Genomic DNA, 22,653 nt, shown 5'->3' on the forward strand with positions numbered 1-22,653 from the left:
GTTGGGTGTCCTCAGTCGTGCTGGACAAAGGTTGGGCTTACAGGTTCCCCGAGGTCTTCGGTCGCCTCGGCTTCGATCAGGTCGCGTATCCTTTTACGGTATACGTTCGGCCCTTTGTCTATGGCAATGCGGATGGGTTTGCGTTTTTGGGGACGTTGTTCCTCCAGATGGATGGCTTCGAGGATCTCCTTGTCCTCGGCGAAGGCCACGCGGAACATCGCGTCCATCTGATCCGAGGCCGCATCATCGCCCACCGCCGCGTTGCGGATATGCATCCAGTGGTCGATGGTGTAGTCGGCGGTCACGGGGGTCACGAAGTGCAGCGCGAAGATCCGCACGCCCTTCTGGCGGTCCTCCTCGGGCAGGTTGAGGGCCGCGTCGGCGCTGCCGAAATCGATGACGGCGGTGCTGGGCAGATGCAGGTGGTAGTAGTGCCAGCGGTCCACATTGCCGGTGAAGCCGCCGAATTTCTGGAAGAACCCGACGGGCGGCGCGTCCCTGATCCAGCGCCATGCGACGATGGATTTGCCCCGCGTGCTGACATGGACGGGCACGTTTTCCGAGGCGGAGCTGCCAAGCGTCGTGGGATGCACGAAGCTGACATGGGCCGGATCGACAAGGTTTTCGGCCACGTTGAGGTAATTGGCCCTCAGGTGCAGCGCGTCGCCGTGATGGACATGCCAGGCCGGGTCACTGAATTCCGGCATGTCGAAGATCTGCCCGGGATCGGCGCGGTCGGGATCGCCCATCCAGACCCAGACGATGCCGTGGCGTTCCTCGACGCGGTAGGCCTCCACATAGGCGCTGGCGGGAAGGTTGTCCTGCCCCGGCACCCGGACACAGGCCCCGGTGCGGTCGAAGGTCATGCCGTGATAGCCGCACTGGATGGTGTCGCCGATGCGCTTGCCCTTGGAGAGCGGAAGCTGACGGTGCGGGCAGCGATCCTCCAGCGCGACCAGCGCACCATCGCTGGCGCGAAAGATCACGAGCGTTTCATCGACAATGGTCAGGGCGCGCATATCGGCGCCGAAATCATGAGACCAACCAGCGACATACCAGGCATTTCTGACGAAAGACATCGTCTCACCCTCCTGTTGTGCCACCCTTGCGCAGGGCGGTCTGTGGGGGCCATGTGACGTGTCGCGATCCTGCGACCGATCAACACGGGACTTGACCTTACGTCCATACGGCCCCAAAAACTTGTTAGCTGTCAAACAATTTTTCAGACCAAAACAGGAAATGGACCCCGGCCGCCTTTCGTGAAACACTGGTGCCCGGAACATGGGCGGACCCGTGACGGACCAGAGGCCGGACCGGGGCTGCACCGCAGGAAAGACGACGGATGGACATCGAGAATCGCGACCTGCCGGTTTACCGGCTGGAAGAGCAGATCGGCTTCAAGCTGCGCCTGGCCAACCAGAAGCATCTTGAGGTCTTTGCCCGGATGATGCCCGATGTGACGCCCACGCAATTCGCCGTGCTGGCCAAGCTGCTGGAAGAAGACACGATTTCGCAGAACCAGCTGGGCCGTCTGGTGGGGATGGATGCGGCCACGACCAAGGGCGTGGTGGACCGTCTACGCGCCAAGGGTTTCGTGCGGCGCACCAAAAGTACCAGCGACATGCGGCGGCTGGAAATCTCGTTGACCGCCGAGGGGCGGGCCTTTGGCGAACAGGCGGTGATGACCGCGTCCGAGATTTCGGCGGCCACGGCGCAGAACCTGACCCGGCGCGAGCTGGAGCGCCTGCTGGAGCTGCTGGACAAATTGTAAGAGGCGCAGGTTTTCCCCGCGCCTCCGTTCATCTTGCCATAAATACTCAAAATCCAACGGTTGCCGCAGGATCAGCGCAGCCCGTCCTTGCCCTCGGCCTCGGCATGGGTCAGCCCGCCGACGCGCGGCAGGGGACGGCCCGAATCCGTGACGGCAACGGCGACCATGATCTCGCCCGCGCGGGGCGCATCGTTCAGGCGCACTTCGATGCCGTCGAAATGGCTGCGGACGTATGCCGCGTCCTTGTGGCCCAGCGGCACGTCCAGCACCTGCCCCGGCCCGCCCATCTTCTTGGACGAGGGCACGAGGGCCGCGCCTTTTTCCACGGCCGCACGCAACGGTGCGCCCAGTTTGGGGTGCAGGATGGCGGCGGCATGTTCCAGCTCTCCGCCCTCGCCGACCATCGCGGCCTTGCCATAGCTTTGCGCCTGTGCGGGTGCGATGCCCAGCGCGGCCACGCAGCGCGCGCCCAGAAGGCCGCCCAGTTCCGCGCCGATCTCGATCAGTTCGGACAGGTCCTCGGCATAGCGCCCGGCAAAGGGGTTTGCGATCACCGCCACGGCCACGGCCTTGCGGGTGGCGGGGCTGATGGCTTTGCCCATTTCGGCATGCGTCTCCTCGACCCAGACGGCGAGTTTGCGGATATCGGCGCTCATCTCAGCCCGTCCTTTCCGGTGATCTGGTCGGCGGCCAGCCCGCCCGCGCGGTTATGGACGCGCGGCCCGGTGGTCATCACCAGCATGAGCGCCATTTCATCGGCGCGCGGCGCGTCGTTCAGGCCCAGTTCCATCGCGTCGAAATGGCTGCGGACGTAAGAGGCGTTGATATGGGTAATGGGCACATCGAGCCGCGTGCCGACGCCGCCCACTTTCTTGGTGGAGGGCACGATGGCCATGGCATCGCCCAGCACCTCGCGCATGGCGTAGCCGCCCGGCGCATGCCAAAGCGCGCCGTGTTCCAGCTCGCCCGCAGCCCCTACGATGGCGCCTTTGCCATAGCCCTCGACCACTGACGGATCACCGCCCAGCAGGTCCACCAGACGGTTCGCCATGGTCAAGCCAAGGGGTTTGAGGTCTTCCATGAAGGGCTGGATATCCGCGACGTAGGAACCCGCGAAGGGGTTTTTGATCACCGCGATCACGGCGGCGCGGCGCAGGGGGGTGGTGGCGCGGGGGCCGCCTTCGTGGAAGACCTCCTCCACGACGCTGGCGAATTTGCGTATCTCGACCTCAGGCATGTTCGAGGCTCCTTTCCGTTTGGGCCGTGGCCCTGTCTGTGAATGTTCCGACCATGAGGCCCTGACCTTGCAGGACCAGCGCGGCGGCGGCAATGGTGCCTGCGTCGATCAGCCGTTGGGCGCGGGCAGCCCCCTGTGACAGCGCGGTGCGGATGTCATCTGCCGATAGCGGGCCGACATGGGTGACGACAAGCCGCTGGCCCAGATCGCTGTCGGGGTGAAGGTCGCGGGCCGGCTGGCGGGTAATGGCGGGGTGGTCCGGCAGATCGACCGCGTTGGCGATGAGCGTGGCGGCGGCGTCGGCGGTGGCGGCATTGGGGGCGAGCACGGTGACCGATGAGGCGATGCCGAGGCTGAGGCTGCGCCCGCCCTGCCCCGAGGTGGCGATGCCGCCGATCCCGTCACCTGCGTGGAGGGTGATATGCCCCGAGATCTGGCCGTCCAGCCCGGCGATGGCGGCGCGGGTGGTTGCGCCGGGGGCCAGATGCAGGGCGATGTCGCCGCCATTGTTCACATGGGCGCGGGTGAGCGGGGTTGCGGCCAGCATCGCGGCCAGCACCGTATCGGCGACCGATCCTGCGACCGCGGCCATGGGCGTGATGAAATCGCCCTGCGCCACGCTGGTGCAGGCGTGGTGCATCCGGCGGGCGATCCGCCCCTGCGGGGCGGCCCCCAGAGGGCTGCGCAACAGAGGCAGTTCGGGGACGAGTTCCGCCAGCACGGTGGCGAAACGGTCGCGGGCGGCGCGATAGGCCGTGCGGGTCGCCTCGCCCTGCCCCTCGGCCATGATCACCAGATCAATGGGGCCGTGGTGCAGGTGCAACCGACCATCCGGCAGCAGGGCGGCTTGTGGCCCCATCAGCGCCGTCCCTTGCGGTCGGGCCGCCAGCGGTAGTTCTGCGGGTCATGCGGGTCGGGCTGGCTGATATTCGGCAGCACCTTGCGGATGGCGGGGGTCAGCACGTCCTCGACCGGTTTGACATGATCCACATGGCCGCCCAGCGCCGCGTAATCGGCCAGACGCAGGGTGAATTCGATGGGGGCGACCAGTGCTGGCGTGGGGACGTAGCCGAAGGAATTGGTGGGCATGTCCATCACATCGGCCATGACGGTGATGCCGCCGCCGGGCCAGACATAAGCCTCGGCCCCGCCGCAGGAGACGTAAGTCAGCGCGTCCTTGACCGAGCGGGTCAGGCGCACGGGGTTTTCCGTGACGCCTGCACGCAAGCTGCCGCCCGCGCCGCCCATGAACAGCACCGAACAGAGCGAGGGTTCGCAGTTTTCCGCGATCCGTTCGGCGGTGGCCAGCAGGGAAGGCGTGATATCAGCCGGTTGCGGGATCAGGTTATCATCAAGGATGTAATAGGCCCATTGCTCGCCGGTGGTCGAGATCATCAGAAGCCGCAGGCCCGGCCAAGCGACCTTGGGATCGGCGGGTTTCAGGATGGTCAGCGGGTCTTCGACATTGGTGCCGCCCCAGCCGGTGCCGGGATCGGCGACCTGAAAGTAACGGCCCGGCGTGGATTTGCGGCCCTTCACCTTGATGCCGGAGGGGCGCATGTCGAGGCCCTTGCCGGCCTCATGCTCGCTCAGGACGCCGGTGATGTGGTCATCGACGACGACGACCTCGTCGACATGGCCGTGCCATTGCTTGGCGAACATGCCGATGGTGGCCGAGCCGCAGCCGACGCGCATCAGCTTTTCCGGCACGCCGTTGATGATGGGGGCCTGACCGGCCTGCACCACGATGGTGACGCCTTCGTCGATCTGCATCTCTACCGCTTCGCGGTTGCACAGGCGCATGAGCGCGTCGCAGGTGACGCGGCCTTCCTTCTTGGACCCGCCCGTCAGGTGTTCGACCCCGCCCAGGGACAGCATCTTGGAGCCGTATTCGGCGGTCATGACATGGCCGATCGCTTCACCATCCACGCGGACGATGGCGCGTTCGTGGCCGATATGGCGGTCGGTGTCGATCTTCACCTTGACCCCGCAATAGGAGAAGATGCCCTCGGTCACGACTGTGACCATGTCCACGCCTTCGACCTGCTGGGAGACGATGAAGGGGGCGGGTTTGTAGTCGGGATATGTCGTGCCCGCGCCCACGGCGGTGACGAAGGTGCGGTTGCCCTGGATCACGTCGCCATCCCAGTCCTGCGCATTTTCGCCCTGGTCAAGAAAGGCCACGGCCTGCGCGCCGCCCTGAATGACGGTCAGGGGATCAAGGCGCACCAGTTCGCCGCCGTGATTGGCATAGCGGTCGCAGGCGCCGGTATTGCCATCGGCGATGTAGCACATGACGGGACAGGCATCGCAGCGGATCTTCTCGGATGCGGCCTCGGTCAGGGGGGCGTTGTCGTCAGGCATGTCCAGCCTCCTTGAGGGCAGCGCGCACGCGGGCGGGGGTGGCGGGCACTTGGGTGATCCGCGCGCCGGTGGCGTGTTTGATGGCATTGAGGATCGCGGGCGCGGTGGGGATCAGGACGTGTTCGCCCAACCCTTTCGCGCCGTAGGGGCCATGGGCATCGGGCACCTCGACAATGAGCGTGTCGATGGGGGGCACGTCGCCGATGGTGGGTATCAGGTAGTCATGCAGGTTTTCGGTCCGGTGGGGGATATATTCCTCCATCAGGGCCATGCCCATGCCCTGGGCGATGCCGCCCTGCACCTGACCTTCGACCAGCAGCGGGTTGATGGCCTGACCCACGTCATGGGCGGCGGTGAAATGCAGCGGGCGGACACGGCCAAGGGCGGTATCGACCTCGACCACCACCAGATGCGCGGCATAGCCGTATTGGGCATAGGGTTCGCCCTGCCCGTTCCTGTCCAGCGGTTTGGTGGGGGGATCGTAGGTTTCATTCACCTCAAGCACATAACCTGCGGGGTTGGGGGTCAGCCGCGCCAGATCGAGGGTGAAGTGCTGTGCGCCATCGGTGACGGTGAGGCCACCGGGGGTGAGGGTGATGGTCGCCTCGGGGCTGGCATTGACTTGCAAGAGCACGGCGGCCCGCAGCGCCTCGCCCGCGAGACGGGCGGCGTTGCCGGTCACGAAGGTCTGACGGCTGGCCGAGGTCTTGCCTGCGTCCGGGGTGAGGTCGGTATCGGCCCCGATCAGCGCGATCTGCTGGACAGGCACACCAAAGGCGCGGGCGAAGATCTGCGGGATCACGGTATTGGAGCCCTGCCCGATATCCATCGCTCCTTGGTGCAGGACGACCGTGCCGTCGGCGCGCAGCCCCGCGCGGATCGTGGAGGGGTTGGGCATCGAGGTATTGCCGCAGCCATACCAGCCCGCCGCCAGACCGACACCGCGTTTCATCGTGGCATTGGTCGCGTTGAAGGCAGCACAGTCGGCCTGCGCGGCCTTCCATGCGGGGCGCAGGGCCTCGAGGCAGGGCTTGACGCCGACGCCCTGGGCAAAGACCTGTCCGCAGACCGTGGGCACGCCGTTGTCCAGCGCGTTGAGGATGCGGAAGTCGAGCGCGTCCATGCCCAGCTTGGCAGCCAGTTCGTCGAACAGGCTTTCCTGTGCAATGGCCGATTGCGGCACGCCGAAGCCACGGAAGGCTCCGGCGGGCACACAATGGGTGTTCACCGCGCGGGAGGAAGCGCGGTAGTCGGACACCCGGTAAGGCCCCGAGGCATGGACCGGCACGCGGTTCGCGACAGTCGGGCCCCAGGAGGCATAGGCCCCCGTGTTGAAATCCCCGTCAAAGGTCATGCCCGAGAGGCGGCCATCGGCGCGGGCCCCGATCCGCATCGTGATCTGCGCCGGGTGGCGTTTGGTGGTGGATTGCATGGATTCGGTGCGTTCATAGGTCATGCGCACGGCGCGGCCCGTTTTCATCGCGGCCAAGGCCAGAAACGGTTGCAACGATACGTCGATCTTGGAGCCGAAGCCGCCGCCCACCGCCGTGGGCACGATGCGGATGCGGTCGCGCGGCAGGGCGAGGATCTGCATCAGCGCGTCCTGATCCATGACAGGCGCCTGTGTGCAGGCATGAACCACGACGCGGTTGCCATCCATTTCGGCGAAGCCGGCCTCGGGTTCGATATAGGCATGTTCGACGAAGGCTGTGGTGAAGCGGCCTTCGACCGTGACATCGGCGCGGGACAGGGCGGCATCCGCGTCACCGCAGGCGACATGACCACCGCACATGATGTTCTGCGCGCGGCCGGGGTGGAGTTGCGGGGCATCGGCGGCCAGCGCGGCGTCCACCTCCATCAGGGCGGGGCGGACATCCCATGTGACGGGGAAGGTGTCGAGGTCCAGCCGCGCCATGGTCGCGGCGTCTCCGACGACGGCAGCGATGGCCTCTCCCCGGAAGCGGATATGATCGACGGCAAAGACCGGCTGGTCGATGAAGCCGGGGATCACGCCGAAGGCATTGAGGCCGGGCACGTCAGCGGCGGTCAGGATCGCGTGGATGCCGGGGTTTGCGGCGCGCCAGGCGTCCAGATCGCCAAGGGTGAAGCCCGCATGGGCATGGGGCGCGCGGATCACGCGCAGGACCAGTGCGCCTGCAGGGGCGACATCATCGCCGAATGCCTCGGCCCCTGTGACCTTGGGCAGGCCATCAAGGCGGCGGATGGTGGTGCCGACATCGCCCGAGCCTTCCTGCGGCTGCGTGGCCCCTGCCCCCACCACGGCGTCGATGATCTTGCGATAGCCGGTGCAGCGGCAGAGCACGCCGCCCAGCGCGTCCTGCACCTGCGTGGCGTCGGGCGTGGCCGTGTCGCGCAGGAGTGCGACGGCGGAGACCATCATGCCCGGCGTGCAGATGCCGCATTGCGCGGCCTGATGCGCCTGAAAGCTGTCCTTGAGCCGGGCGGCATGGGGATCGGTCCTGACCAGACCGGCCAGCGTTTCGACCTGCCGCCCTGCGGCCTGTTGCACGGGCATGAGGCAGGCGCAGACCGGCGCGCCATCGACCAGCACGGTGCAGGCGCCGCAATCGCCCGCGTTGCAGCCGATCTTGACGTCGCGCGCGCCCAGACGCTCGCGCAGGGCGTGGGAGAGGCGCTCTCCGGGGGCGGGTTCGACCTCGACCACGGTGCCGTTCAGATGGAAGGCGGTGATGGTCTGTGCGCTGTGCTTATCCATTGGACGGCTTCCCTTGGGTGAGTGCCTGCGCAAGCGCGCGGGCGCAGAGGGTGGCGGCGGCTTCGGTCCGGTATTCGGCGCTGCCGCGCACATCGGCGATGGGCGAGAGCGGGGCCAGATGCGCGTCGGTGATGAGGGCGGGGCCTGCGGCAAGGATTTCGGCGGCGTTGCGGCCTGTCAGTTCCGCCTCAAGCGCGGGCAGGCGTTGGGCCGTGGCCGAGCAGGAGCCGACCGCAAGCGCTGCCTGCGCGATCCGGCCGTCTTCGACGGTGACGAGCGCCGCGACCATGGCGATGGAGATCACCAGATAGTGCCGCGCGCCAAGTTTGAGGAAGGCCCCCTGCGCCGACGCCGGCAGGTCAGGCAGCAGCAGGGCCGTCAGCACCTCGCCGGGCATGCGGGCGGTCTGGCGCGGGCCCTTGAGGAAGGTCGAAAGCGGCATGCGACGGGTGCCGTGGGTCGAGACGAGCTCCACAACCGCGCCCAAAGTCAGCAGCGGCGGCACGCCATCGGCGGCGGGGGATGCGTTACACAGATTGCCTGCGATGGTGCCCGCGTTCTGGATCTGGATCGAGCCGACCTCGCGCGCGGCGGCTTTCAGCCCGTCGAAGGCGGGCGGCAGGTCGGCGCGGATCACATCGGTCCATGTGGTCGCGCCGCCGATGCGCCAGCCGGTGCTGTCATGGGTGATGCCTCGCAGGCCCGGCACGCGGGTGATATCGACCAGATCGCCCTTGAGCGGCCGTATGCCCTGGGCGGGGAACCAGTCTGTCCCGCCCGCGACCACGGCGGCATTCCCCTTGCCCAGCGCCTCCAGCGCCTCGGACAATGATGCGGCAACAAGATATCCCATCGCAGCTTCCCCGTTGTGACCCGCTTTTGTCTGCGGTGTCTGATATTGTTTGCACACGAATAAGAAATCGGCACCTGCCCAGCTGTCAAATCAATTGTGACGATCAGCCGACGAAAGCGCGTTCCACCACGAAGGTTGCCGGGTTGTTGTTCGCGCCTTCCACCAGACCAAAGCCTTCGAGCGCGGCTTTGGTGTCGCGCAGCATTTCCATCGAGCCGCAGATCATGCCGCGGTCGGTGGCGGGGTCGATGGGGGGCAGGCCCAGATCGGTGAACATGCGGCCCGAGGCCATGAGGTCGGTCTGCCGCCCCATCAGGGCCGAGGGTTCGCGGGTGGTGGTGGCGTAGTGGATGAGGCCCCCGGCCATCTCGCCCACCAGAGGGTCGGCGCGCAGATCGCGGACAAGGTCATGGCCGTAGGTCAGTTCCGCCACATCGCGGCAGGTGTGGCAGAGAATGACCTGTTCGAATTTCTCGTAAGTCTCGGGGTCGCGGATCAGGCTGGCGAAGGGGGCAATTCCGGTGCCGGTGGCGAACATGTAAAGCCGCTTTCCGGGCAGAAGCGCATCCAGCACCAGCGTGCCGGTGGGTTTCTTCTTCATCAGAACGGTGTCGCCCACCTTGATCTTTTGCAGATGTTCGGTCAGCGGGCCGCCGGGCACCTTGATCGAGTAGAACTCGATCTGGTCGTCCCAAGCGGGCGAGGCGATGGAATAGGCGCGCATCACCGGCTTGGCCGCATTGGGCAGGCCGATCATCACGAATTCACCCGAGCGGAAGCGAAAGGCGGCGGGGCGGGTGATGCGGAAGCGGAAGAGGCGGTCGGTGTAGTGCTGCACCTGGGTCACGGTTTCGGCGAACATGCCCTCGGGCGTGGGGAAGGTCTGGCTTGGCAGGGCTTCGGTCAGGGACATGCGCTTTCCTCATAGACTGAATCACGTTTCCATATTTGTTAGTATGCAAACAAATTACCTGTCAACGGTTTTGATGCGAGCCGGGGCGACCTCCCCTCTTGATCCGTGCAACATTTCTGTTAGCGTTCTAACAAATCAAAGGAGTGATCCCATGGCCGACGCCGCCCAACAGACGCTTGATGCCACCCATAAGCTGGTGATCCGCAACATCGGATTGATGCTGTCGGGCAAGATCGAGGCGCCGATCCATGACGCCGATTGCCTGATCGCGGTGGGCGGCAAGATCACCGCCTGGGGGCGGGAGAAGGACATGGATACGGAAGGGGCCGACACGCTGATCGACGCGCATGGCACCACGCTGTGCCCCGGCCTGATCGACAGCCATGTGCATCCGGTCGTGGGCGACTACACCCCACGCCAGCAGCAGTTGCACTGGATCGACTCGACCCTGCATGGCGGGGTGACCACGCTGATTTCGGCCGGTGAGGTGCATATGCCGGGGCGGCCCAAGGATATCGTGGGGCTGAAGGCGATGGCGATCGCCTCGCAGCGCTGGTACGAGAATTTCCGCCCCTCTGGCGTCAAGGTTCATGCCGGTGCCCCCGTGATCGAACATGGCATGGTCGAGGAGGATTTCGCCGATCTGGCCAAGGCGGGTGTCAAGCTGCTGGGCGAGGTCGGGCTTGGCACTGTCAAGGATGGCAAGACCGCGCGGCAGATGGTGGATTGGGCGCGCAAATACGGCATCCAGAGCACGATCCACACAGGCGGGCCGTCAATCCCCGGATCGGGGCTGATCGACGCCGACATGGTGTTGGAGACGGGCACGGATGTGGTGGGCCATATCAATGGTGGCCATTCCGCCCTGCCCGATGATCAGATCATCTGTCTGTGCGAAGGCTGCAAGGCGGGGCTGGAGATCGTGCATAACGGCAACGAGCGCGCGGCCCTGCTGACGCTGAACACCACGCGGGAACTGGGCAAGCTGGATCAGGTGATTCTGGGCACGGATGGCCCGGCCGGTTCAGGGGTGCAGCCCTTGGGCATCCTGCGGATGGTGGCGATGCTGTCGAGCCTTGGGAATGTGCCCGCCGAGGTGGCCTTCTGCTTTGGCACCGGCAACACCACGCGGATGCGCGAACTGGATACGGGGATGATCGAGGTCGGATTGTGCGCCGATTTCGTGCTGATGGATCAGGCGCAGCATGCACCGGGCAAGACGATCCTTGAATCGATTCAGCTGGGCAACCTGCCCGGTGTCGGCATGACCATCATCGACGGGCGTGTGACCAGCCAGCGCAGCCGCAATACGCCGCCTGCGGGGCGGATTCCGGTAATCGTCAAGGGCTGAGGCTGCTGGCAGGCCAGTGCCTTTGCACCCCTGCCCCGCTTCATCGATTCACACATACGCAATCGCCACCGTCGTCACGGGTCTGCGGTCTGTGGCTTGTGTCCGCGCGGCGGCGCTCGTCAAACACGGCCCGCTTCGCGGGACCCGAGCGGAGCGTCGTTTTCGGGGACTGCTGGCTGTCGCGACTGCGCTACTCTGACCCCATGCAGAACGGGGACAGACCATCGTGACACGGGCAAGGCCACATTTGGCGACACATTCGTCGAAAAATCCGACACTCCTGTCGCTTTTGACCGGGATGCCCGGCGGGGCATCGGTCAGGATCAGCCCTGCGCCGCGCGTTCTGTGCGGTGCGATCCCTTGTCCCTGCCGGAGCCCAAGATGACCCAGACCGCCACAAAAGACCCGCTGCTGCAACCTTATCGGCTGGGCCATCTGACCCTGAAGAACCGGATCATGACCACCAGTCACGAACCGGCCTATCCTGAGGACGGGATGCCCAAGGAGCGTTACCGCGCCTATCACGAGGCGCGGGCGCGGGCGGGGGTGGCGCTGACCATGACGGCGGGATCGGCGGCGGTGTCGCGCAACTCGCCTCCGGTGTTCAACAACGTGCTGGCCTATAAGGACGAGGTGGTGCCATGGATGCGCGCCATTGCCGATGCCTGCCATGGGCATGGTTGCGCGGTGATGATCCAGCTGACGCATCTGGGGCGGCGCACCCATTGGGCCAAGGGTGACTGGCTGCCCGTCGTGGCCCCCGGCCCGTTCCGCGAGCCCGCGCACCGGGCCTTTCCCAAGGTGCTGGAGGATCACGAGATTGACCGCATCATTCAGGATTACGCTGATGCGGCGGAACGGATGCAGGCGGCGGGTTTGGATGGGGTCGAGTTCGAATGCTACGGCCATCTGATGGATCAGTTCATGTCGCCGCTGACCAATGCGCTGGATGCGCCTTGGGGGGGCGGGCTGGAGAACCGGGCGCGGTTTGCGCTGGAGGTGTATCGCGCTTGTCGCAAGCGGGTGGGCAATGGGTTCCTGCTGGGGATGCGCTATGCCGCGGATGAGGCGGCGGAGGGCGGCATCTCCGCTGAAGAGGGCATCGCCATCGGCCATATGTTCAAGGCGGAAGGGGTGGATTTCCTGAATGTCATCAAGGGGCAGATCCATACCGATGCGGCCCTGACCGATGTGATCCCGGTGCAGGGGATGCGGTCCGCGCCGCATCTGGATTTCGCGGGCCGTATCCGGGCCGAGGTGGGGCTGCCCACCTTTCATGCTGCGCGCATTCCCGATGTGGCGACGGCGCGGCATGCTGTAGCCTCGGGGCAGTTGGACATGGTGGGGATGACCCGCGCGCATATGGCCGATCCGCTGATCGTGACCAAGATCATCGAAGGGCGCGAAGAGGATATCCGGCCCTGCGTGGGGGCGAATTACTGTCTGGACCGGATCTATCAGGCAGGGGATGCGCTGTGCACGCATAACGCGGCGACAGGGCGCGAGTTGACGATGCCGCATGACGATCAGATTGCGCCTGCGGCGGAGCGCAAGCATGTGGTCGTCGTCGGCGCGGGGCCGGCGGGGCTGGAGGCGGCGCGGATCGCGGCGATGCGCGGGCACAGGGTCACGGTGTTCGAAGCGGCCCCCGATGCGGGCGGGCAGTTGCGGCTGGCGGCGCAATCGCCCCGGCGGCGCGAGATGATCGGCATCATCGACTGGCGCATGGCGCAATGCGCGGCGCGCGATGTTGTGTTTCACTTCAACACCTATGCCGAAGCCGCTGACATCATGGCGCAAAACCCTGATGTCGTCATCATCGCCACGGGCGGGATGCCCCATACCGAGGTGCTGGAGGATGGCAACGATCTGGTGGTGTCGAGCTGGGATATCATCGCGGGGGATGTGAAACCGGGCACCCGCGTGCTGGTCTATGACGATGCGGGGGACCATCCGGCCCTGCAAGCTGCCGAAGTGATCGCGGCCAGCGGCGCGCATGTCGAGGTGATGACCCCGGACCGCAGTTTTGCGCCCGATGTAATGGCGATGAATCTGGTGCCTTATATGCGCAGTCTTCAGGACAAGGATGTCCGGTTTACAGTGACTTACCGCCTGATGGCGGTGCAACGGGACGGCAATCAGCTCAAGGCCGTGATCGGCACGGATTATTCCACGCATCGCGAGACGCGGGCGTTTGATCAGATCGTCGTCAACCACGGCACCTTGCCGCTGGATGCGCTCTATTTCGATCTGAAACCGCAATCGGCCAACAAGGGGGCCATGGATCAGGATGCGCTGATCGCGGGGCGGGCGCAGCCATGGCAGGCGGGGCCGGAGCAATTCACGCTTTACCGGATCGGCGATGCAGTGGCGGCGCGCAATACCCATGCGGCGATCTATGATGCGCTGCGTCTGGTCAAGGATATCTGACAACTTCTAGACGATTAAAACTTACATTTACTCAACCATAACCCTCCATCTCCTCCATAGGATCACAGTCATGCTTGACGATTCCGAACTTCAATCCCTTCTGGCCGCGCGCAAGCCCGCGCATTCCCTGCCCCGCCCCTTCTATACCGACCCGGAGGTGTTTGCGGCGGATATGGAGAAGATCTGGTATCGCGACTGGCTGTTCGCGATTGCGGCGGCCGAGGTGCCCAAGACCGGGTCCTATGTCTCGTTGCAGATCGGGGCCTATGCGATCATCATCGTGCGCGGCGCGGATGGGGTGATCCGGTCGTTTCACAATGCCTGCCGTCACCGGGGCAGCCGGATTTGCGCCGCCGAGAAGGGCAACGCGCCCAAGCTGGTCTGCCCCTATCACCAATGGACCTATGAGCTGGATGGAAAGCTGCTTTATGCGCGCGACATGGGGCCGGAGTTCAAGCCGCAGGATCACGGGTTGCGCGGCGTGCATTGCGCCGAAGCCGCCGGGATGGTCTTTGTCTGTCTGGCCGAGGAGGCGCCCGATTTCGCGCCCGTGGCGGCGCAGATGGCGCGCTATATCACGCCCCATGATCTGAGCGGGCTGAAGGTCGCGCATCAGAGCACGATCACGGAAGCCGCCAACTGGAAGCTGGTGATGGAGAACAACCGCGAGTGTTACCACTGTTCCGGCTCGCATCCGTCGCTATGCCGGACGTTCAACGACGACCCCGATCTGGTGGGGGCGGATGACAGCATTTCATCCCCGGCAGGTCTGGCGCATGTGGAGCGCTGCGAGGCGGCGGGGCTGCCCTCGCGCTATGTCGCCGATCCGGACGATCAGTGGCGGCTGGTGCGGATCCCGTTTCTGGGGGCGGCTGTCAGCTATACGATGGATGGCAAGGCCGCGGTGGCGCGGCGCGTGGGTCAGGTGCCGTTCGACAATGCGGGGTCGTGCCTGTTTTTCCATTATCCCAACACATGGAACCATTTCCTGTCGGATCAGGTGCTGTTGTTCCGCCTGATCCCTGTATCGGTGACCGAGACGCAGGTGACAACCACGTGGCTGGTGCACAAGGACGCGGTCGAGGGTGTCGATTACGATCTGAACCGCCTGACAGAAGTGTGGATTCACACCAATGACGAGGATCGCCGGATCGTTGAGGAGAACCAGAAGGGCATCAATTCACCCGCCTATCTGCCGGGGCCTTATTCGGTGCGGCAAGAAAGCGGCGTGATCCAGTTTGTCGACTGGTATGCCAATACGATGGCGCGGCGGCTGACAGGGCCGTCCCGCATGGCAGCGGAGTAAGGCGCATGATCCCGATGCCCCGCGCCGACACGCCCGTCTGGCAGGATAGCGAGCCGCTGGAATGCGTGGCCGTGGTGCCCGAGACGCCGGGTGTGCGGACCTTCGTGTTCCGCCCGCCGTCGGGGGCCACTTTCGTCTATCGCGCGGGGCAGTTCTTGACGCTGGATCTGCCCTTGCCGGGTGGCCATGTGCAGCGGACCTATACGATGTCCAGCAGTCCGGTGGTGAATGCCTATGTCTCGGTCACGATCAAGCCGGGGCCGGACAGCGTGGCCGGGCGCTGGATGATGGAGAACCTGAGACCGGGGATGCGGATCAAGGCTTATGGCCCGTCGGGTCTGTTCCATCTGCCGCCGCAGCCGGACGGGAAATACCTGTTCATTTCGGCGGGGTCAGGCGTCACGCCGGTCATGTCCATGGCCGCGACCCTGTTCGAGCGGGGCGAGGACCCGGATATGACCTTTATCCAAGTTGCGCGGCGGCCAAGCGAGCTGATCTTTCGGCGCAAGCTGGAATATATGGCGGGGCGCGTGCAGGGGTTGAAGCTGCATTTCGTGGTCAGCCATGAGGACCCCTATGAGGTCTGGACCGGCTATCGCGGGCGGTTCAACCAGTTGATGCTGGGCCTGATGGCACCGGATTATCTGGAGCGGGATGTCTATTGCTGCGGGCCGGACAGTTTCATGCAGGCCGTGCGGGACATGCTGAACGCGCTGGGGTTCGATATGAGCCGCTATCATCAGGAAAGCTTCCACGCGCCGGCCGAAACGGTGGCGGAACTGACCGAGTTCGACGATGTGGTCCCGCAGGAGGATGTGGGGGCCGAGATGATCTTTGCCAGCGCGGGGATTTCGGCGCGCTGTTCACAGGCCGACACGGTGCTGAACGTGGCGCGGGGGGCGGGGCTGAACATCCCGTCGGGCTGCCAGTTCGGGATTTGCGGGACCTGCAAGATCCGCAAGATCGCGGGCGAGGTGCATATGGTGCACAACGGCGGCATCAGCGAGGATGATTTGGCCGAAGGCTATATCCTGGCCTGCTGTTCGCATCCCATCGGCAAGGTGACGGTCGAGGCTTAGCGCCGGTGGGTCAGCCCTTGGGCGTGCCCTGCCGCTTGCGCGCGGGGCGCGGCAGGTGGCGGGCGCGGAAGCGGTCCACCTCGGGCCCGGTCGGGGTCTTGCCGGTGAATACCTCGATATAGTTGGGCATCCGGTCGACACGGATCTGGGTGTCTTCCTTGACCATCATCGCGACATAGCCGACTTGGGTGTAATAGATGGAAAAGGCGCGGATGCGGGCGTCATCGGACGCATAACCGAAGCGTTCGAACATGGTGGCGATGGCGTCGATGCGTTCGCCGTCATTGCGTTCCAGCACGCGGCGCAGGGACGGGTCGCCCAAGGCCCAGTTGCGGATCGCATGGTCAAGGCGCGCGTCGAAGAGATCGGGGCGCAGCCAGCAGTCGAAGATGTTGAACACGGCCTCGGTGATCGTTTCGGCATAGGCCTGCGTCTGGCGGATCAGGTTGCCGGTGTTGCGGTCGCGCCAGCGGGCGACAAGCGCGTCGAGCAACGCCTCGCGGCTGTCGAAATGCCCGTAGAAGCTGGTGCGCGACAGGCCGAGGGTCTGGGCCAGCGGCAGGACCTTGACCGCGTCCACCCCCTTTTCGATCAGAAGGTCATAGGCGGCGTTGAGCCACAGATCTTCGGACCCGCGCCAGCCGCTTTTCTTCTGAGGGGGTTGCTCGTTCATGGCCCTTGTCTAGCAAGCGCGCGGGGGCGTCGCAATGGTATCGGGGGCCGACGGATCGGCCCCCAAGAGCTGTGTTGCCTTACGCCAGCCGCATCAAGAGCGCCGCCGTCAGCTTGGCGCGTTCGGCCAGGCTGGCGACCTCGATATGCTCGGTCAGCGTATGCAGGCCCTTGCCGCGCACGCCGATGGAATCGAGGGTGGGGATGCCCATGAAGCCGGTAAAATTGCCGTCCGAGCCGCCGCCCGAGCTGCTGCCTGTCAGGGTGAAGCCCAGATCGGCGCAGATCTCCTTGGCGATGTCGAACATGGCCATGGTGCCGGGCTGGTCGGGCTCCCATACAGGCCGCGTCACGCCGCGTGTCACCTCGAAGCTGACGCCGTTCTCCTCGCCTTGGAGGGCCATCATGGCGGCGACTCCGCGGTCCAGATCTTCCTGCGTCTTGGCCATGGTCAGGGCTTGGGCTTCGCAGGAAGACGAGACGCAGTTCACCCATTGCCCGGCATGGATCACGCCCACCGAGAAGGTGCAGTCGTCGGTCGTCATGGACTCGATCTCGAGGATCTTCTTGGCCATGGCGGCGATGGCGGAGCGGCCTTCGGCCAGCGCCCAACCGGCGTGGCTGGGACGGCCCACGGTGCGCAGGTTGAAGCGCGCGATGGCGTAGCGGCCGATCACCGCGCCGCCGTCTGGCTTGGCGGGTTCGGGGACAAGGACGTATTTGTTCTTGGCGGCCTCGGCCTCGATCAGGTCGCGGGTCGAGGGGGTGCCCACCTCTTCATCCGGGGTGAAGAGGACGGTGACGGGCAGCGGTGTCTGCATGCCCGCCATGGCCAGTGCTTTGATCGCCTCGAGGCTGATGAAATTGCCGCCCTTCATGTCCATGATGCCGGGGCCGTAGCAGATGTCACCTTCGCGTTTGAAGGGCAGTTTTTCCAGCGTGCCGATGGGATGGACCGTGTCCATATGGCCCGCGATCAGGATGCCCGGCTTGCCGAAATCGGGATGCGGAAAGCGCGCCCTGACCGAGCCGCCAAAGCCCATGCGGCCGGGGATGCGTTCGACCACCGCGCCTGCGACCGTGAGGTCATAAGCGGCAAGGTCCATCATCCGGTTCACGGCGTCGGCGTCATAGGGCGGGCTTTCGCATTCGATCCAGGGGCGCAGGCGCGCGACCATGTCATCGGCGTCGAAATTCAGGTCGAGCGGGTTCATGCAGCGGCCTCCGCCAGTGTTTCAGCGGGGTTCAACCGGCGTTCGACGATGCGGGCCATGATGGAAGCGCCGACCGGCAGAAGTTCGGTGCCCAGCACGAAACCGGGGTTGTGCAGGGGCACGGTGCCGGTATGGCCGACGCGGCAATAGGCGCCGGGGACGACCTTGAGCATGTCTGCGAAATCCTCGGACCCGGTCGCGGGTTCGTCGTTGCGGGAGATCATCTCATCCCCCACGATGTCGCGGGCGGCGTCCATATAGGCGTCGGACAGGTCGTGATCGTTCATCAGCACGTCAAAGACATTGCGCAGATCGACCTTGATCTCGGCCCCGAAGGCGGTGCCGAAACCGGCGCAGATTTCCTTCATCCGGGTTTCGGCGATGGCGTAGACCTCGTCCTTGAAATAGCGGATCGTGCCGCAGATATGGGCGGTTTCGGGGATGACGTTATAGGCGCTGCCCGCATGGATCTGCGTGACCGAGACGACGCAGGTGTCCAAGGGGGCGACGTTGCGGGCCACGATGGTTTGCAACTGCCCCACCAGCGCCGAAGCGGTGACGAGTGCGTCGCGCGACTGCTGCGGCATGGCGGCGTGGCTGCCTTTGCCGGTCACGGTGATGTCGAAGAAGGCGGCCCCGGCCATGGCCGCGCCCTTGCAGATACCCACAGTGCCGGGCTGGCCGTTGGGCGAGTTGTGCATCCCGTAGACCTCGTCGCAGGGGAAGCGGTCGAACAGGCCATCGGCCAGCATCCCGCGCGCGCCGCCCAGACCTTCTTCGGCGGGCTGGAAGATCATTACGGCGGTGCCGTCGAAATTGCGGGTCGCGGCCAGATGTTTGGCGGCGCCCAGCAGCATCGTGGTATGGCTGTCATGGCCGCAGGCGTGCATTTTGCCTGCGTTTTTCGAGGAATAGGGCAGGTTCGTCTGCTCGTGGATCGGCAGCGCGTCCATGTCGGCGCGCAGGCCCACGCGCTTGCCGCCCGCATCTTTGCCGCCGCGCCCGTAGATGATGCCCACGACGCCAGTGATGCCGATGCCGGTATGGACTTCATCCACGCCATAGCTGCGCAGTTTCTCGGCCACGATGGCGGAGGTGCGCTGCTCTTCCAGCCCGATTTCGGGATGGGCGTGCAGGTCCTTGAAAATCGTCACCAGCTCCTCCGTGCTGGCCTCGATCACAGGCAGAATGTTCATGTCTCTCTCCTCGGTCTTTAGTGGGGAAGGGATCAGGCGGTGGCCAGTTCCCGGAAATTGGCGAAGTCCCAGGCGCGGCCGGGGGCCGCTTCGATCAGGGATTTCGTGTAATCGTGCTGCGGATTGGCGAGAACAGCGGCGGCGGGGCCTTGTTCGACGACCACGCCGCGCTGCATCACCAGAACGTCGTCGCAGATCTGGGCGGCGACGCGCAGGTCATGGGTGATGAAAACGATGGTGATGCCAAGCTTTTCCTGAAGGTCGTTGAGCAGGTCGAGCACCTGCGCCTGCACGGAGACGTCCAGCGCCGACACGGCCTCGTCGGCCACCAGAACATCGGGCTGCATCATGACGGCGCGGGCGATGGCGATGCGCTGGCGCTGTCCGCCCGAGAATTGGTGCGGGTAGCGGTCAAGGCTGTCGCGGGGCAGGCCCACGATCTCCATCAGTTCGGCGGCGCGGGCCATGGCGTCCCGCGGGCTGGTGCCATAGTTCACGGGGCCTTCGATCAGGCTGCGGCCCACGGTCCAGCGCGGGTTCAGGGACCGGAACGGGTCCTGAAACACGACCTGAAGATGTTGGCGGTGGGGTTTGAGCTGGGCGCGGTTCAGATGCGCGATATCGGTGTCGCGCAGCCGGATGGAGCCTGCTGTGGGGGCGATGAGCCGCATGATGCAGCGCGCCACGGTGGACTTGCCAGAGCCGGATTCGCCGACGATCCCCAGCGTCCGGCCACGGGCGACGGTGAAGGTCACGTCCTTGGCGGCATGGGTGCCGGGGCGTTTCACGAAGAAACCGCCGCCGCCATAGATCATGTCGAGGTTATCGACCTTGAGCACCGGATCACCGCCCGGTGCCGCACGTGCGGCGCGCGGGATCAGGCTGGGCACGGCGCGCAGAAGTTTCTGGGTGTAATCCTGCTTGGGCGCGCGCAGCAGGGTTTCAATGGGCGCGTGTTCCACCAGATCGCCGGATTTCATCACATAGACGGTATCGGCGATTTCGGCGACGACGCCCATGTCATGGGTGATGAACAGCACCGCCGTGCCGTGCTTTTCCTGCAATTCGGCAATCAGCGAGAGGATCTGCTGCTGCGTGGTCACGTCCAGCGCGGTGGTGGGTTCGTCCGCGATCAGCAATTCGGGTTCAAGCACAAGCGCCATGGCGATCATGATCCGCTGGCGCTGTCCTCCCGAAAGCTGGTGCGGATAGCTGCGGTGGATGCGTTCGACATCGGGCAGATGGACTTGCTCCATGATGTCGATGACGCGTTTGCGGCGCTCGTCGGCGGAGAGGGAGGTGTGGCTTTCCAGAACTTCCTCGATCTGATCGCCGACGCGCATCACGGGGTTGAGCGCGGTCATCGGTTCCTGAAAGATCATCGCCACGCGGCGGGCGCGGATATCCTGCATGGCCGATGCGGGCTGCGCCAGCAGATCGGTGTCAGACAGGGTGATCTTGCCGCCTGTGACGAACAGCGCGTCCTTGGGCAGAAGGCCCATGATCGCGAGCGAGGTCACGGATTTGCCCGAGCCGGATTCGCCCACAAGGCAGACGGTTTCGCCCGCGCGGATGGTCAGATTGATGCGGTTGAGCACAGGCGGGGCCTTGGCGGCGGGGGGCAGGCTGACGGTCAGATCCTGCACCGTCAGCACGGTTTTCGCATCGTCGAAATTGCGCGTCTTGAACAGCATCGGCTTATTCCCCCCGTTTCTTGAGGCGCGGGTCCAGCATGTCGCGCGCGGTGTCACCCAGCAGGTTGATCGACAGGATGCAGAGCGACAGCATCAGGCCGGGCCAGAGGATCAGTTCAGGCTTGATACGGAAATACTGCCGTCCCTCGGCCATGATGTTCCCCCATGTGGGGATCTCGGTCGAGACGCCCGCGCCAAGGAAGGACAGGATCGCCTCGGTCAGGATGGCGGAGGCGAGGATATAGGTGCCCTGCACGATCAGCGGCGCCATGGTGTTGGGCATGAGGTGCTGGAACAGGATTTTCGGCATGGAGGAGCCAAGGGCGATGGCGGCCTCGACATAGGGTTCCTCGCGCGCGGTGAGGACGACCGAGCGGACAAGGCGCACGACGCGCGGGATTTCGGGGATGGTGATGGCCATGATCACCGACGTGATGGAGGGGCCGTTCAGGGCCACCAGCGCGATGGCCAGCAAGATCGAGGGGATCGCCATGAGGCTGTCCATCACCCGCATGATGAGCGTGTCGGCCAGCCGGAAGAAGCCGGCGATGAGGCCGATGATGAGGCCGATGAACACCGACACGACCGCAGCCCCGATGCCGATGAGCAGCGAGACGCGGCCCCCGATCAGCACGCGGGAATAGATGTCGCGACCGAAGGGGTCGGTGCCCAGCATATTCGTGTCGCTTGGCCCTTGCAGGCGGTTCATGGGGTTCATTTCCAGCGGATCGAAGGGGGCGAGCCAAGGCGAGATCAAGGTGACGATCACGATCATGGTCAGCACAGCGGCGGCGATCAGCGGGCCCGTGCCCAGCTTGGCGAGCGACGGGATCGAGAACAGCCGCAGCACCGATTGCATGGCCGAGGATGGGGGCGCGTAATGGGACATCAGTAACGGATCCTCGGGTCAAAGACGGTGTAGGAGATGTCGATGATGAGGTTCACCACCACATAGGTCGCGGAGGTGATCAGGATCATCGCCTGGATCACCGGATAGTCGCGGGCCAGAATGGCATCGACGGTCAGACGGCCAATGCCGGGAATGTTGAACACGCTTTCCGTGACCACCACACCCGAGATCAGCAGGGCAAAGCCGGTGCCGATGACGGTGAGGATCGGCACGGCGGCATTGCGCAGCGCGTGGCGGAACAGCACGCGGGATTCCTTGACGCCCTTGGCGCGGGCGGTGCGGATGTAATCCTCGCCCAGCACTTCCAGCATGGAGGCGCGGGTCATCCGGGCGATGAGCGCGATATAGATCGTGGCCAGCGTCAGGGCGGGCAGGATGGCGCGGTAGAGAAATTCGCCGAAGCCGTCGGCGGGGGCGGCATAGCCCTGCACCGGCAGCCAGCCCAGCACGATCGAGAACACGAGGATGAAGATATAGCCGATCACGAAAACCGGGACGGAGAAGCCCAGCACGGAAAAGCTCATGACCGCGTAATCGACCCATGAGCGGTGCCGCCATGCGGCCAGAACGCCCATCGGCACAGCGATGGCCACGGCGATGGCGATGGTCAGCAGCGCAAGGTTGATGGTCGGAAAGATGCGCTGGCCCACCATTGTGGTCACGGGTGTGCCGGAGATCAGCGAGGTGCCGAGATCGCCCTGCAGGAGCCGCCCCATCCATGTGATGAACTGGGTGTGGATCGGCTGGTTCAGGCCCATCGCCTCGCGGATACGCTCGAGCTGTTCGGGCGTGGCCATGTCGCCCGCGATGATCGCGGCCGGATCACCCGGCGTGAGGCGCAGCAGCAGAAAGACGAAAATGGCGACGATCAGCATCACGGGAAAGATCGCGAGGATGCGTCGGATGATGTAGCCCAGCATCGGCAG

Annotated in this window: 19 protein-coding genes; 5 read left to right on the forward strand and 14 right to left on the reverse strand. The window is 65.1% G+C overall.

The features are described from left to right. Window positions 1-11: 11 nt before the first annotated feature. Complete coding sequence (locus PVW27_RS10060) at window positions 12-1,079, reverse strand: aromatic ring-hydroxylating dioxygenase subunit alpha (protein WP_274557359.1); 1,068 nt, start codon at window positions 1,077-1,079, stop codon at window positions 12-14. Window positions 1,080-1,342: 263 nt separating this feature from the next. Here PVW27_RS10060 and PVW27_RS10065 point away from each other — a divergent pair, with 263 nt between their 5' ends. Next, window positions 1,343-1,771: a MarR family winged helix-turn-helix transcriptional regulator gene (locus tag PVW27_RS10065; RefSeq protein WP_274557361.1), complete on the forward strand. Its 429-nt coding sequence runs from the start codon at window positions 1,343-1,345 to the stop codon at window positions 1,769-1,771. Window positions 1,772-1,842: 71 nt separating this feature from the next. Here the strand turns inward: PVW27_RS10065 and PVW27_RS10070 are convergent, their stop codons facing one another. The 7 genes from PVW27_RS10070 to PVW27_RS10100 form a co-directional block, all read right to left on the reverse strand. Then, window positions 1,843-2,427, reverse strand: coding sequence for an amino acid synthesis family protein (locus PVW27_RS10070; RefSeq protein ID WP_274557363.1), 585 nt, complete (start codon window positions 2,425-2,427; stop codon window positions 1,843-1,845). Then, window positions 2,424-3,008 carry an amino acid synthesis family protein gene (locus tag PVW27_RS10075; RefSeq protein WP_274557365.1) on the reverse strand — a complete coding sequence of 195 codons (585 nt, stop codon included), beginning with the start codon at window positions 3,006-3,008 and terminating at the stop codon, window positions 2,424-2,426. The genes PVW27_RS10070 and PVW27_RS10075 overlap by 4 nt, the downstream gene beginning before the upstream one ends. Continuing rightward, the gene (locus tag PVW27_RS10080; protein WP_274557367.1) at window positions 3,001-3,867 is read right to left on the reverse strand and encodes a UPF0280 family protein; all 867 of its coding nucleotides are present in this window, start codon (window positions 3,865-3,867) and stop codon (window positions 3,001-3,003) included. Before PVW27_RS10080 ends, PVW27_RS10075 begins: the two co-directional genes overlap by 8 nt. Beyond that, complete coding sequence (locus PVW27_RS10085; RefSeq protein WP_274557370.1) at window positions 3,867-5,372, reverse strand: 6-hydroxynicotinate reductase; 1,506 nt, start codon at window positions 5,370-5,372, stop codon at window positions 3,867-3,869. Before PVW27_RS10085 ends, PVW27_RS10080 begins: the two co-directional genes overlap by 1 nt. Then, on the reverse strand, window positions 5,365-8,109 hold the full coding sequence (locus PVW27_RS10090) for a molybdopterin-dependent oxidoreductase (RefSeq protein WP_274557372.1): 2,745 nt from the start codon (window positions 8,107-8,109) through the stop codon (window positions 5,365-5,367). The genes PVW27_RS10085 and PVW27_RS10090 overlap by 8 nt, the downstream gene beginning before the upstream one ends. Then, window positions 8,102-8,962, reverse strand: a complete 861-nt coding sequence (locus PVW27_RS10095; protein ID WP_274557374.1) for an FAD binding domain-containing protein — start codon at window positions 8,960-8,962, stop codon at window positions 8,102-8,104. Before PVW27_RS10095 ends, PVW27_RS10090 begins: the two co-directional genes overlap by 8 nt. A gap of 103 nt (window positions 8,963-9,065) precedes the next feature. Beyond that, window positions 9,066-9,875, reverse strand: coding sequence for a ferredoxin--NADP reductase (locus PVW27_RS10100; protein WP_274557375.1), 810 nt, complete (start codon window positions 9,873-9,875; stop codon window positions 9,066-9,068). 151 nt (window positions 9,876-10,026) lie between these two features. On the opposite strand from PVW27_RS10100, the gene PVW27_RS10105 reads away from it, so the two are divergent. From PVW27_RS10105 to PVW27_RS10120, 4 genes are all read left to right on the forward strand, one after another. Then, the gene (locus PVW27_RS10105; RefSeq protein WP_274557376.1) at window positions 10,027-11,226 is read left to right on the forward strand and encodes an amidohydrolase family protein; all 1,200 of its coding nucleotides are present in this window, start codon (window positions 10,027-10,029) and stop codon (window positions 11,224-11,226) included. 381 nt (window positions 11,227-11,607) lie between these two features. Beyond that, window positions 11,608-13,656, forward strand: a complete 2,049-nt coding sequence (locus PVW27_RS10110; protein WP_274557378.1) for an NADH:flavin oxidoreductase — start codon at window positions 11,608-11,610, stop codon at window positions 13,654-13,656. Between the two features lie 70 nt (window positions 13,657-13,726). Beyond that, a complete protein-coding gene (locus tag PVW27_RS10115) occupies window positions 13,727-14,962 on the forward strand; it encodes an aromatic ring-hydroxylating oxygenase subunit alpha (RefSeq protein ID WP_274557380.1) in 1,236 nt (411 codons plus the stop codon). 14 nt (window positions 14,963-14,976) lie between these two features. Then, window positions 14,977-16,041: a 2Fe-2S iron-sulfur cluster-binding protein gene (locus PVW27_RS10120; RefSeq protein ID WP_432762072.1), complete on the forward strand. Its 1,065-nt coding sequence runs from the start codon at window positions 14,977-14,979 to the stop codon at window positions 16,039-16,041. 10 nt (window positions 16,042-16,051) lie between these two features. Here PVW27_RS10120 and PVW27_RS10125 read toward each other — a convergent pair whose 3' ends face one another. The 6 genes from PVW27_RS10125 to PVW27_RS10150 all read right to left on the reverse strand — a co-directional run bounded on the left by PVW27_RS10125 (window position 16,052) and on the right by PVW27_RS10150 (window position 22,647). Continuing rightward, window positions 16,052-16,714 (reverse strand): TetR/AcrR family transcriptional regulator, encoded by a 663-nt coding sequence (locus tag PVW27_RS10125; protein ID WP_274557383.1) that lies wholly within the window; start codon window positions 16,712-16,714, stop codon window positions 16,052-16,054. A gap of 79 nt (window positions 16,715-16,793) precedes the next feature. Continuing rightward, on the reverse strand, window positions 16,794-17,927 hold the full coding sequence (locus tag PVW27_RS10130; protein ID WP_274557385.1) for a M20/M25/M40 family metallo-hydrolase: 1,134 nt from the start codon (window positions 17,925-17,927) through the stop codon (window positions 16,794-16,796). Then, window positions 17,924-19,123: a M20 aminoacylase family protein gene (locus PVW27_RS10135; protein WP_274557386.1), complete on the reverse strand. Its 1,200-nt coding sequence runs from the start codon at window positions 19,121-19,123 to the stop codon at window positions 17,924-17,926. Before PVW27_RS10135 ends, PVW27_RS10130 begins: the two co-directional genes overlap by 4 nt. Window positions 19,124-19,155: 32 nt before the next feature. Beyond that, window positions 19,156-20,817 (reverse strand): ABC transporter ATP-binding protein, encoded by a 1,662-nt coding sequence (locus PVW27_RS10140; protein ID WP_274557387.1) that lies wholly within the window; start codon window positions 20,815-20,817, stop codon window positions 19,156-19,158. Window positions 20,818-20,821: 4 nt separating this feature from the next. Further along, on the reverse strand, window positions 20,822-21,706 hold the full coding sequence (locus tag PVW27_RS10145) for an ABC transporter permease (RefSeq protein ID WP_274557389.1): 885 nt from the start codon (window positions 21,704-21,706) through the stop codon (window positions 20,822-20,824). Next, window positions 21,706-22,647: an ABC transporter permease gene (locus tag PVW27_RS10150; RefSeq protein ID WP_274557390.1), complete on the reverse strand. Its 942-nt coding sequence runs from the start codon at window positions 22,645-22,647 to the stop codon at window positions 21,706-21,708. Before PVW27_RS10150 ends, PVW27_RS10145 begins: the two co-directional genes overlap by 1 nt. Window positions 22,648-22,653 lie beyond the last annotated feature (6 nt).

Origin of the sequence: Seohaeicola sp. 4SK31, assembly GCF_028802875.1 — a bacterium.
Taxonomy (GTDB): domain Bacteria; phylum Pseudomonadota; class Alphaproteobacteria; order Rhodobacterales; family Rhodobacteraceae; genus Seohaeicola.

Coding starts and splice junctions, on each gene's coding strand:
- PVW27_RS10125 (WP_274557383.1), bottom strand. CDS start 16,714: ATGAACGAGCAACCCCCTCAGAAGAAAAGCGGCTGGCGCGGGTCCGAA.
- PVW27_RS10145 (WP_274557389.1), bottom strand. CDS start 21,706: ATGTCCCATTACGCGCCCCCATCCTCGGCCATGCAATCGGTGCTGCGG.
- PVW27_RS10095 (WP_274557374.1), bottom strand. CDS start 8,962: ATGGGATATCTTGTTGCCGCATCATTGTCCGAGGCGCTGGAGGCGCTG.
- PVW27_RS10060 (WP_274557359.1), bottom strand. CDS start 1,079: ATGTCTTTCGTCAGAAATGCCTGGTATGTCGCTGGTTGGTCTCATGAT.
- PVW27_RS10150 (WP_274557390.1), bottom strand. CDS start 22,647: ATGCTGGGCTACATCATCCGACGCATCCTCGCGATCTTTCCCGTGATG.
- PVW27_RS10090 (WP_274557372.1), bottom strand. CDS start 8,109: ATGGATAAGCACAGCGCACAGACCATCACCGCCTTCCATCTGAACGGC.
- PVW27_RS10135 (WP_274557386.1), bottom strand. CDS start 19,123: ATGAACATTCTGCCTGTGATCGAGGCCAGCACGGAGGAGCTGGTGACG.
- PVW27_RS10140 (WP_274557387.1), bottom strand. CDS start 20,817: ATGCTGTTCAAGACGCGCAATTTCGACGATGCGAAAACCGTGCTGACG.
- PVW27_RS10120 (WP_432762072.1), top strand. CDS start 14,977: ATGCCCCGCGCCGACACGCCCGTCTGGCAGGATAGCGAGCCGCTGGAA.
- PVW27_RS10110 (WP_274557378.1), top strand. CDS start 11,608: ATGACCCAGACCGCCACAAAAGACCCGCTGCTGCAACCTTATCGGCTG.
- PVW27_RS10105 (WP_274557376.1), top strand. CDS start 10,027: ATGGCCGACGCCGCCCAACAGACGCTTGATGCCACCCATAAGCTGGTG.
- PVW27_RS10085 (WP_274557370.1), bottom strand. CDS start 5,372: ATGCCTGACGACAACGCCCCCCTGACCGAGGCCGCATCCGAGAAGATC.
- PVW27_RS10075 (WP_274557365.1), bottom strand. CDS start 3,008: ATGCCTGAGGTCGAGATACGCAAATTCGCCAGCGTCGTGGAGGAGGTC.
- PVW27_RS10115 (WP_274557380.1), top strand. CDS start 13,727: ATGCTTGACGATTCCGAACTTCAATCCCTTCTGGCCGCGCGCAAGCCC.
- PVW27_RS10070 (WP_274557363.1), bottom strand. CDS start 2,427: ATGAGCGCCGATATCCGCAAACTCGCCGTCTGGGTCGAGGAGACGCAT.
- PVW27_RS10100 (WP_274557375.1), bottom strand. CDS start 9,875: ATGTCCCTGACCGAAGCCCTGCCAAGCCAGACCTTCCCCACGCCCGAG.
- PVW27_RS10080 (WP_274557367.1), bottom strand. CDS start 3,867: ATGGGGCCACAAGCCGCCCTGCTGCCGGATGGTCGGTTGCACCTGCAC.
- PVW27_RS10130 (WP_274557385.1), bottom strand. CDS start 17,927: ATGAACCCGCTCGACCTGAATTTCGACGCCGATGACATGGTCGCGCGC.
- PVW27_RS10065 (WP_274557361.1), top strand. CDS start 1,343: ATGGACATCGAGAATCGCGACCTGCCGGTTTACCGGCTGGAAGAGCAG.